Source organism: Streptomyces sp. NPDC058375 (assembly GCF_042723425.1).
GTDB lineage: Bacteria > Actinomycetota > Actinomycetes > Streptomycetales > Streptomycetaceae > Streptomyces > Streptomyces durocortorensis.
In genome coordinates this window covers 1-8,798 of the sequence record NZ_JBHXJG010000286.1, presented here as the reverse complement: position 1 = coordinate 8,798, position 8,798 = coordinate 1, and the positions used below count along the sequence as shown (strand labels likewise).

Genomic DNA, 8,798 nt, shown 5'->3' with positions numbered 1-8,798 from the left:
CGTCCACCCTTTATAGTCAGAGTGACTATTGAGAAGGAGGCGGGCGTGAGTCTCGCGGACATACTCGATCCCCTGCAACAGCCCCTGGTGACGATCCTGGACACCCCGGTCAGCTGGACCGAGGTGCTGGGCTTCGGCAGCGGCGCGCTGTGCGTCTGGCTCGTGGCCCGCCAGCACCTCGCCAACTGGCCGATCGGCATCGCCAACAACCTCTTCTTCATCCTGCTGTTCACCCAGGCCGGCCTGTACGCCGACGCCGGCCTCCAGATCGTCTTCATCACCCTCGCCGCGTACGGCTGGTGGACCTGGACCCACGGGGGTGGACCAGGTTCCTCGGTCCTGCCGGTGCGCCGCACGACCCGCACCGAATGGGCCTGGCTGCTCGCGGCGGGGGTGGTGGGGACCGCCGCGATCACGCTGCTGCTGTCCCGGGCCACCGACTCCACCGTCCCGTTCTGGGACGCGGCTACGACCTCCCTGTCGCTGATGGCGACGTACGGGCAGTGCAGGAAGCGGCTGGAGTCCTGGTGGCTGTGGATCGCCGCCGACGTGGTCTACATCCCGCTCTACGCCCACAAGGGGCTGTACCTGACCTCGCTGCTGTACGCCGGATTCCTCGCGCTCTGCCTGGTCGGGCTGCGCAACTGGCACCGCGACGTGGCCGTGCGCGAGGCCCGAGCCCCGGAGGTCGCCACGGCATGAAGCATTACGAACACGGCCTGGTCCTCGGCAAGTTCTACCCGCCGCACGCCGGCCACCACCACCTCGTCCGCACCGCCCAGGACCGCTGCGAACGGCTGACCGTGCTGGTCTGCGCCGCCTCCGTGGAGTCCGTGCCGCTCGCCGACCGGGTCGCCTGGATGCGTGAGATCCACCCGGACGTCACGGTGGTCGGCGCGCTCGACGACACGCACATGGACGTCAACGACCCGGCCGTCTGGGACGCGCACATGGCCGTCTTCACCGCTGCCGTGCCCGAGCGGGTGGACGCGGTCTTCACCTCGGAGGCGTACGGGGAGGAGCTGGGCCGCCGCTTCGGCGCGGACTCCGTGCTCGTCGACCCCGACCGCACCCTCTTCCCGGTCTCCGGTACCGCCGTGCGCAAGGATCCGGTCGGCTGCTGGGACTTCCTCCAGCCGCCCGTACGGGCCGCCCTGGCCCGCCGGGTCGTCGTCCTCGGCGCGGAGTCCACCGGCACCACAACCCTCGCCCGGGCCCTCGCCGCCCACTACCGGGCACGCGGCGGGGTGTGGGCGCACACGGGGTACGTCGCCGAGTACGGGCGCGAGTACAGCGAGGAGAAGCTCGCCGCCCTGCGTGCGCGGTGGCCGGGGGCCGCCTGGGAGGACGTCACCTTCACCACCGACGACTTCCCGCTCATCGCCGCAACCCAGAACGACCGGGAGGAGGCCGCCGCCCGCGCCGGATCCCCGGTCCTCTTCTGCGACACGGACTCCTTCGCCACCATCGTCTGGCACGAGCGGTACGTCGGCGGCCGCAACCCCCTCGTCGAGCAGATCGCGGACCGCACGGACCACCACCTGTGGCTGCTCACCGACCATGAGGGCGTCGCCTTCGAGGACGACGGGCTGCGCGACGGCGAGGAGCTGCGCCCCTGGATGACCGACCGCTTCCGCGCCGAACTCACCCGTACGGGAAGGCGGTTCATCGAGATGAGCGGCCCGCCCGAGGCGCGGCTCACCGCCGCCGTCGCCGCCGTCGACGAACTCCTGGCCACCGCCTGGGACTTCGCCGCGCCCCTCCCGGAGAAACGATGAGCGCCCCCGCCCCCGAGGGCTACGACCCGCACGCCTACGCCCCGTTCGCGGTCACCGTCGACCTCGCGGTCTTCACCGTCCGCGAGGCCCGGCTGCACGTGCTGCTCGTCGAACGCGGCCAGGAGCCCTACCGGGGCCGGTGGGCGCTGCCCGGCGGCTTCCTGCTGCCGCGCGAGTCCGCCGAGGACGCCGCCCGCCGCGAGCTGGCCGAGGAGACCGGCCTCGGCCCCGGCACGATCGGCGCGCTCCACCTCGAACAGCTGCGCACCTACACCGACCCGGACCGCGACCCGAGGATGCGGGTCGTCTCCGTCGCGTACGCCGTACTCCTGCCGGACCTGCCCGAACCGCGCGGCGGCGGCGACGCGGCGAGTGCGAGGTGGTGGGACGCGGACGCGGTCGGCCCCCTGGCCTTCGACCACCACCGGATCCTCGCCGACGCCCACGACCGGATCGGCGCCAAGCTCGAATACAGCTGCCTGGCCACCGCGTTCTGCACCGCCGAGTTCACCCTCGGCGAGCTCCAGCAGGTCTACGAGACCGTCTGGGGCGTCGAGCTGGACCGCCCCAACTTCCGGCGCAAGGTGCTGAGCGCGCCGGGCTTCGTCCAGCCGGTGGACGGCCCGCCGCGCCGCACCGGCGGACGGGGCAAGCCGGCCGCCCTCTACCGGGCGGGCGACGCCACCGCCCTGCACCCGCCGCTCCTGCGCCCCCAGCGCACCGACGCTTCCCCCTCCGGACCGGAAGGACGAGACACATGACCCTCACCACCCCGCCCCTCACCAAGCAGGCCGCGACCGGCGTCCTGACCGGGCTCGCGCTCGGCGACGCGCTCGGCTTCCCCACCGAGTTCAACGACGTGCCCGCCATCCTCGCCAAGTTCGGCCCCTGGCGGCACATGCCCCTCCTGGAGCCCGCCGTCGTCTCCGACGACACCCAGATGACGATCGCGCTGGGCCGGGGCATCCGTACCGCCATGGACAGCGGACTGCTCACCCCCGAACGGCTGGTGGGCCCGGTCAGCGCCGAGTTCATCGCCTGGTACCACTCGCCGGACAACAACCGCGCCCCCGGCAACACCTGCCTCACCGCCTGCCGCCTCCTCGAACGCACCCGCCTCTGGCAGGAGGCCAGCCAGACGCACTCCAAGGGCTGCGGCGCCAACATGCGGGTCGCCCCCGTGGGCCTGGTCCCCGGCCTCAGCGAGGAGCAGCGGGCCGGCGCCGCCCAGCTCCAGGCCGCCCTCACCCACGGCCACCCCACCGCCCTGGCCGCCTCCGACCTGCTGGTCCGCGCGGTGTTCCTGCTCGCCCAGGGTGCCGAACCGCTCGGTCTGATCGGCCAGTTGCGCAGCTACGCCCTGGAGAACCGGGGCCGCTACCACACCCGCTGGCTCGGCGATCTCTGGCGCCACGCGGGCGACGCCACGCCGGGGGAGTACATCCAGCGCGGGTGGGACGAGTGCCTGGCGGCCCTGGGGGCCGTCCAGGACGCCCTGCGCGACCCGTCGCCGGAGACCGACCCGTGCGAGCGCACCGGCGACGGCTGGATCGCCGAGGAAGCCCTCGCCACCGCCCTGCACTGCTTCCTGCTCTTCCCCGAGGAGCCCGTCACCGCCCTGCGCCGGGCCGCCTGCACCCGGGGCGACTCCGACTCCATCGCCTGCCTGACCGGAGCGCTCGCCGGGGCGCACCTGGGCGCGGCGGCCTGGCCCAAGGAGTGGTCCGAGCGCATCGAGTACCGCAGCGACCTGCTGTCCCTGGCGGCGCTCTGGGACTCTTGAGCCATGACCACTGCCACCGACGATCTCCTGGCCCGGGCCGGACTCCCGGTCACCGACCTGCGCCCGGATCTCGCTCATGCCCCGGGCCCTCTGGCCTTCGCCACGGTCTCCGGCGCTCATCTGTACGGCTTTCCCTCGCAGGACTCGGACGTGGACCTGCGGGGGGTCCACGTCCTGCCCGCCGAGGACCTGGTGGGACTGCACGAGCCGGAGGAGACCCGCACCAGGATGTGGGAGCGCGACGGGGTCGAGCTGGACCTCGTCACCCACGATCTGCGCAAGTTCGTCCGACTGATGCTCCGGCCGAACGGCTACGTCCTGGAACAACTGCTCTCCCCGCTGGTGGTGCACACGAGCCCGCTCCACACGGAGCTGGCCGCGTCCGCCCCGGGCGTCCTCACCCGCAACCACGCCCACCACTACCGGGGCTTCGCCGGGACGCAGTGGCGGCTGTACGGGAACACCGGCGAGCTCAAGCCGTTGCTCTACACCTTCCGGGCCCTGCTCACCGGCATCCACCTCATGCGCTCGGGCGAGGTGAGCGCCCATCTGCCCACCCTGCTCACGGAGGTCGACGCCCCTGCCTACCTGCCGGACCTGATCGCCGCCAAGGCCGACGCCGAGCACGGCACGGCGACGGGCCTCGACGGGGAAGCGGTCGCCCGGGACGTGACGGAGCTGCACGGCGTCCTGGACGAGGCGCAGACCCGCTCCCGGCTGCCGGACGCGGCGACGGCCCTGGAGGGCCTGCACGACCTCGTCGTACGGGCCAGGCTCACGGGCTGACCTCGCCGCGCGTCCCCCGCACCGCCGAGGCCCGCCGGGTCCGGACGAGGAAGTCCTCCACGGCCGCCCGGTCCGGCTCCGGCGGCAGCGGGGAGCGGGTCGCCGCCTCGTCGTTCTGCTCGCCGAGGCGGTCCATCCGGCGCTCCACCTCCGGCCAGGACACCTCGCCCCGCTTCACCGCCAGCAGCTCCTCCCGGGCCTCGCCGACGTCGATGCGCAGCTCGCCCGTACGCAGCAGGTCCCAGCTGCTCGCCAGGAGTCGCAGCAGATGCATCGCGTGCTTCCAGCGCGGCGCCCCGTGCACCCGTACGTCCGCCTCCAGCTTCCTCCGCTGGCCCAGCGCGTACCGGACGAAGGTGCCGTGCGCGTGGCGGGAGAGGAACGCCCCGCGCAGTGCCAGCAGCTCGCGGCCGGTGTCGTCCACGGACTCCACCAGCGGGGAGTGCAGGCACTCCAGCACGTTCGGATTGGCCCGCAGGGCCAGTTCGCAGAAGCGTTCCAGCTCCCAGGAGAACTGCTCCGGCGCGGGGCCCTCGACATGCGTCGGCGGCTTCTCGAAGCGCCAGAACAGCGGGGTGGGTGCGAGGAACACACCGCGCCGGTCCGTATCGCTGTCCTGTGTGGCCAGTCCGAACGCGCGCGAGCCCATCACGCAGGCGTAGACCGTGTGGTCGCGTACGAGGGCTTGCTCGGCAGGAGTGATCATGGCCGCGAGCGTACGGGGGAGCGGCCCGTCGCGCTCCGGAGATCTCCGGGCCGCCTCAGCCCAGCCGGATCGCCCCGCCCGAGACGCTGATCTGCTCGGCGGGCAGCGGCCGGGTCGCCGGGCCGGCCTCGACCGCCGCGTCCGTGATGCTGAATCTACTGCCGTGGCACGGGCAGTTGATGGTGCCGTCGCTCACCGTCGAGACGAGACAGCTCGCATGGGTGCAGACGGCGGAGAACGCCTTGAACTCGCCCTCCTCCGGCTGGGTCACCACGACCTTCTGCTCCTTGAAGACGGTGCCGCCCCCGACCGGGATGTCCCCGGTCCTGGCCAGCTCCGCCCCGCCCGTGGCGTCCCCCGGCGCGCTCGGCGTCGGGCCGGCGTCCTCGCCGCCGTCCCCGTCGGAGGATCCGCAGCCGGTGGCCAGGGCGGCGGCACCCGCCGCACCCGCGGCCAGCACCGTCCTTCGCCGTGCGTTCATGGGGCTCTCTCCTTCGGTGGCGGGGTGGGTGGGGGCCATCGTGGTGGTGGCGGGCCCCCACGCGAAGCAACCGGGCGGACCGTGCGCCCGCCCGGGTGGCGGACGGGGCTCCGACGGACGCGGGCCCGCCCGTCTCACGGACGGAACACCGTGATCGCGTCCGCCGCGGCCGATCTAGGCTGGGGCGAGCAGCGGCCCGCGCCGGAAAGCGCCGGGTCCGAGGCACCGAAAAGCAGCGAAGAACGAGGAGTGCGACGTGGCGGTACGAGCGGTCCGGGGCGCCGTCCAGCTGGAGCGGGACGAGGCCGGGCACATGGACGAGCGGGTCGGTGAGCTGCTGACCGCCGTCCTGGAACGCAACGAACTCGTCGCCGACGACCTGATCAGCATCTGGTTCACCGCCACCCCGGACCTGCACAGCGACTTCCCGGCCGCCGCCGCGCGCGGCCTCGGCATCCTCGACGTACCCCTGATCTGCGCCCAGGAGCTGGACATCAAGGGGGCGATGCCCCGGGTCGTCCGTATCCTCGTGCATGTCGAGACCTACCTCTCGCGCGCCGAGATCAGCCACGTCTACCTCGGCGCCACCGCCGCCCTGCGCAAGGACATCGCCCAGTGAGAACCGCCCTCGTCATCGGAACCGGGCTCGTCGGCACCTCCGCCGCCCTCGCACTGGCCGGCCGGGGCATCCATGTGCACCTCGTCGACCACGACCCCGAGTCGGCCCGCACCGCCGCGGCGCTCGGGGCCGGGACCGACGAGCCGCCCGCCGGTCCGGTCGACCTCGCCGTCGTCGCCGTACCGCCCGCGCACACCGCCGCCGTCCTCGCCACCGCCATGCGCGACGGGGTGGCCCGCGGCTACCTGGACGTCGCCAGCGTCAAGGGCGGCCCGCGCCGCGAGCTGGAGGCGCTCGGCCTCGACCTCACCCCGTACATCGGTACGCATCCGATGGCGGGCAAGGAGCGGTCGGGGCCGCTGGCCGCCACCGCCGACCTCTTCGAGGGGCGCCCCTGGGTCCTCACCCCGACCCGGGACACCGACACCGAGGTGCTCAACCTCGCGCTGGAGCTGGTCGCCCTGTGCCGGGCCGTCCCCGTCGTCATGGACGCCGACGCCCACGACCGGGCCGTCGCCCTCGTCTCGCACACCCCGCAGCTGATCTCCTCGATGGTCGCCGCCCGGCTGGAGGAGGCCGACGAGACCGCCGTACGGCTGTGCGGCCAGGGCATCCGCGACGTCACCCGGATCGCCGCATCCGACCCCCGGATGTGGATGGAGATCCTCTCCGCCAACCCCGGCCCGGTCGCCGACGTCCTCGCCGGGGTCGCCGCCGACCTGGAGGAGACCGTGACCGCGCTGCGCGGGCTGCACTCCGCCGACGAGGACAAGCGGCGCGCGGGCACCCACGCCATCGAGGACGTCCTGCGCCGCGGCAACGCCGGCCGCGTCCGGGTTCCCGGCAAGCACGGCGCCGCCCCCACCGCGTACGAGACCGTCGCCGTCCTCATCGGCGACAAGCCCGGCGAGCTGGCCGCGATCTTCGCCGACGCCGGCCGGGCCGGGGTCAACATCGAGGACGTCCGCATCGAGCACGCCACCGGCCAGCAGGCGGGCCTCGTCCAGATCATGGTCGAACCCAGCGCCGCCCCGGTCCTCGGCGCGGCCCTCCAGGAACGGGGCTGGTCGATCCGCGGCTGAGCCCGGCCCCGGCACCCGTGCGAGGGGTGGCGGGCGCCTCCCCCGTACGGGGTACAAGGGCACCTCCGGTACTCGGTAACCTGGTACGAGGCCGTTCCCTGGCCCGTCCGTCCCCACCCCGTGTACCAGGAAGGTGTCCACCACCGTGGAAACCGCACGCTCCTCCGTGATCGTCGCCATCGACGGGCCCTCGGGCACCGGCAAGTCGAGCACCTCCAAGGCCGTCGCCGCCAAGCTCGGCCTGAGCTACCTGGACACGGGCGCGCAGTACCGGGCCATCACCTGGTGGATGCTGAACAACGGCATCGACGTGAGCAACCCGGAGGAGATCGCCACCGCCGCCGCCAAGCCCGTGATCGTCTCCGGCACCGACCCCGCCGCCCCGACGATCACCGTCGACGGCGAGGACGCCGCAGGCCCGATCCGCACCCAGGAGGTCACCTCCAAGGTCAGCGCCGTCAGCGCGGTCCCCGAGGTGCGCACCCTCATCACCGCGCTGCAGCGCTCCATCGCCGCGGCCGCCACCGGCGGCATCGTCGTCGAGGGCCGGGACATCGGCACCACCGTGCTGCCCGACGCCGACCTCAAGATCTTCCTCACCGCCTCCCCGGAGGCCCGCGCCGCCCGCCGCAGCGGCGAGGTCAAGGGCTCCGACCTGACCGCCACCCGCGAGGCCCTGATCAAGCGGGACGCCGCCGACTCCGCCCGCAAGACCTCCCCGCTCGCCAAGGCGGACGACGCCGTCGAGGTGGACACCACCGAGCTGACCCTCCAGCAGGTCATCGAGTGCGTCGTCACCCTCGTCGAGGGGAAGCGGGTCGCCGCGTGAGCGATGCCACAGGCGCGCCCACGCTGCGCGGAGCGGCCGTCGGGCGGTCCATCGGCATCGGCCTGATGTACGGGCTGTGGAAGCCCAGGGTCCTCGGCGCGTGGCGCGTGCCCGCCGCCGGACCCGTCATACTCGCAGTGAACCACTCCCACAACATCGACGGACCGATGCTGATGGGCACCGCACCCCGGCCGGTGCACTTCCTGATCAAGAAGGAGGCGTTCGTCGGCCCCCTCGACCCGTTCCTGCACGGGATCGGCCAGATCGAGGTGGACCGCCGAGTCGTCGACCGCACCGCCATCAGCCACGCGCTCGGCGTCCTGGCGGACGGCGGAGTCCTCGGGATCTTCCCGGAGGGCACCCGCGGCGAAGGAGACTTCGCCTCGCTGCGCGCCGGACTCGCGTACTTCGCGGTACGGGGCGGGGCTCCGATCGTCCCCGTGGCCGTCCTGGGAAGCACCGAGCGCCGCGGACGGTTGATACGGGGGCTGCCCCCGCTGCGCAGCCGGGTCGACGTCGTCTTCGGCGACGCGTTCGACGCGAGCGCCGGCGACGGGCGGCGTACGCGCAAGGCGCTGGACCAGGCGACCCTGCGGATCCAGGCGAAGCTGACCGCCCACCTGGAAAGCGCCAAGCGCCTCACCGGTCGATAGGCCAGACTTGAGAACTTGAGTAGTGGGCCCCCCCCCACCCCGCCCCACCGGCGTCAAAGACGCGGGGCCCCCCACACCCCC

The 8,798-nt window shown here is 73.3% G+C and carries 11 protein-coding genes; 9 read left to right on the top strand and 2 right to left on the bottom strand.

The features are described 5' to 3' along the window. Nucleotides 1-45 precede the first annotated feature (45 nt). The 5 genes from pnuC to ACFWM7_RS30720 are packed head-to-tail and all read left to right on the top strand — an operon-like array spanning nucleotide 46 to nucleotide 4,347. The gene (gene pnuC / locus ACFWM7_RS30740; protein WP_383266796.1) at nucleotides 46-702 is read left to right on the top strand and encodes a nicotinamide riboside transporter PnuC; all 657 of its coding nucleotides are present in this window, start codon (nucleotides 46-48) and stop codon (nucleotides 700-702) included. After that, nucleotides 699-1,778, top strand: a complete 1,080-nt coding sequence (locus ACFWM7_RS30735) for an AAA family ATPase (protein WP_383266793.1) — start codon at nucleotides 699-701, stop codon at nucleotides 1,776-1,778. Before pnuC ends, ACFWM7_RS30735 begins: the two co-directional genes overlap by 4 nt. Further along, nucleotides 1,775-2,539: an NUDIX domain-containing protein gene (locus ACFWM7_RS30730; protein ID WP_383266790.1), complete on the top strand. Its 765-nt coding sequence runs from the start codon at nucleotides 1,775-1,777 to the stop codon at nucleotides 2,537-2,539. Before ACFWM7_RS30735 ends, ACFWM7_RS30730 begins: the two co-directional genes overlap by 4 nt. Continuing rightward, complete coding sequence (locus tag ACFWM7_RS30725; RefSeq protein ID WP_383266788.1) at nucleotides 2,536-3,561, top strand: ADP-ribosylglycohydrolase family protein; 1,026 nt, start codon at nucleotides 2,536-2,538, stop codon at nucleotides 3,559-3,561. Before ACFWM7_RS30730 ends, ACFWM7_RS30725 begins: the two co-directional genes overlap by 4 nt. Before the next feature lie 3 nt (nucleotides 3,562-3,564). Beyond that, a complete protein-coding gene (locus ACFWM7_RS30720; protein WP_383266786.1) occupies nucleotides 3,565-4,347 on the top strand; it encodes a DNA polymerase beta superfamily protein in 783 nt (260 codons plus the stop codon). On the opposite strand, the gene ACFWM7_RS30715 is transcribed toward ACFWM7_RS30720, so the two are convergent. Beyond that, nucleotides 4,337-5,053: a DNA polymerase beta superfamily protein gene (locus ACFWM7_RS30715; protein ID WP_383266783.1), complete on the bottom strand. Its 717-nt coding sequence runs from the start codon at nucleotides 5,051-5,053 to the stop codon at nucleotides 4,337-4,339. The two genes, ACFWM7_RS30720 and ACFWM7_RS30715, sit on opposite strands and share 11 nt — an antisense overlap. Before the next feature lie 55 nt (nucleotides 5,054-5,108). After that, the gene (locus tag ACFWM7_RS30710; protein WP_383266781.1) at nucleotides 5,109-5,534 is read right to left on the bottom strand and encodes a Rieske (2Fe-2S) protein; all 426 of its coding nucleotides are present in this window, start codon (nucleotides 5,532-5,534) and stop codon (nucleotides 5,109-5,111) included. 256 nt (nucleotides 5,535-5,790) lie between these two features. On the opposite strand from ACFWM7_RS30710, the gene aroH reads away from it, so the two are divergent. From aroH to ACFWM7_RS30690, 4 genes are all read left to right on the top strand, one after another. Next, complete coding sequence (gene aroH / locus ACFWM7_RS30705; protein ID WP_383266779.1) at nucleotides 5,791-6,153, top strand: chorismate mutase; 363 nt, start codon at nucleotides 5,791-5,793, stop codon at nucleotides 6,151-6,153. Next, the gene (locus ACFWM7_RS30700; protein ID WP_383266776.1) at nucleotides 6,150-7,235 is read left to right on the top strand and encodes a prephenate dehydrogenase; all 1,086 of its coding nucleotides are present in this window, start codon (nucleotides 6,150-6,152) and stop codon (nucleotides 7,233-7,235) included. Before aroH ends, ACFWM7_RS30700 begins: the two co-directional genes overlap by 4 nt. 133 nt (nucleotides 7,236-7,368) lie before the next feature. Then, complete coding sequence (gene cmk, locus ACFWM7_RS30695) at nucleotides 7,369-8,064, top strand: (d)CMP kinase (protein ID WP_383266773.1); 696 nt, start codon at nucleotides 7,369-7,371, stop codon at nucleotides 8,062-8,064. Continuing rightward, entirely contained in the window at nucleotides 8,061-8,717 is a 657-nt protein-coding gene (locus ACFWM7_RS30690; RefSeq protein WP_383266772.1) for a lysophospholipid acyltransferase family protein, read from the top strand. Before cmk ends, ACFWM7_RS30690 begins: the two co-directional genes overlap by 4 nt. The last annotated feature ends 81 nt before the right edge of the window (nucleotides 8,718-8,798 follow it).

Bases quoted from the DNA above. Each gene is read 5' to 3' on its own strand.
- ACFWM7_RS30735 (WP_383266793.1), top strand. From the start codon at position 699: ATGAAGCATTACGAACACGGCCTGGTCCTCGGCAAGTTCTACCCGCCG.
- ACFWM7_RS30730 (WP_383266790.1), top strand. From the start codon at position 1,775: ATGAGCGCCCCCGCCCCCGAGGGCTACGACCCGCACGCCTACGCCCCG.
- ACFWM7_RS30725 (WP_383266788.1), top strand. From the start codon at position 2,536: ATGACCCTCACCACCCCGCCCCTCACCAAGCAGGCCGCGACCGGCGTC.
- ACFWM7_RS30720 (WP_383266786.1), top strand. From the start codon at position 3,565: ATGACCACTGCCACCGACGATCTCCTGGCCCGGGCCGGACTCCCGGTC.
- ACFWM7_RS30715 (WP_383266783.1), bottom strand. From the start codon at position 5,053: ATGATCACTCCTGCCGAGCAAGCCCTCGTACGCGACCACACGGTCTAC.
- ACFWM7_RS30710 (WP_383266781.1), bottom strand. From the start codon at position 5,534: ATGAACGCACGGCGAAGGACGGTGCTGGCCGCGGGTGCGGCGGGTGCC.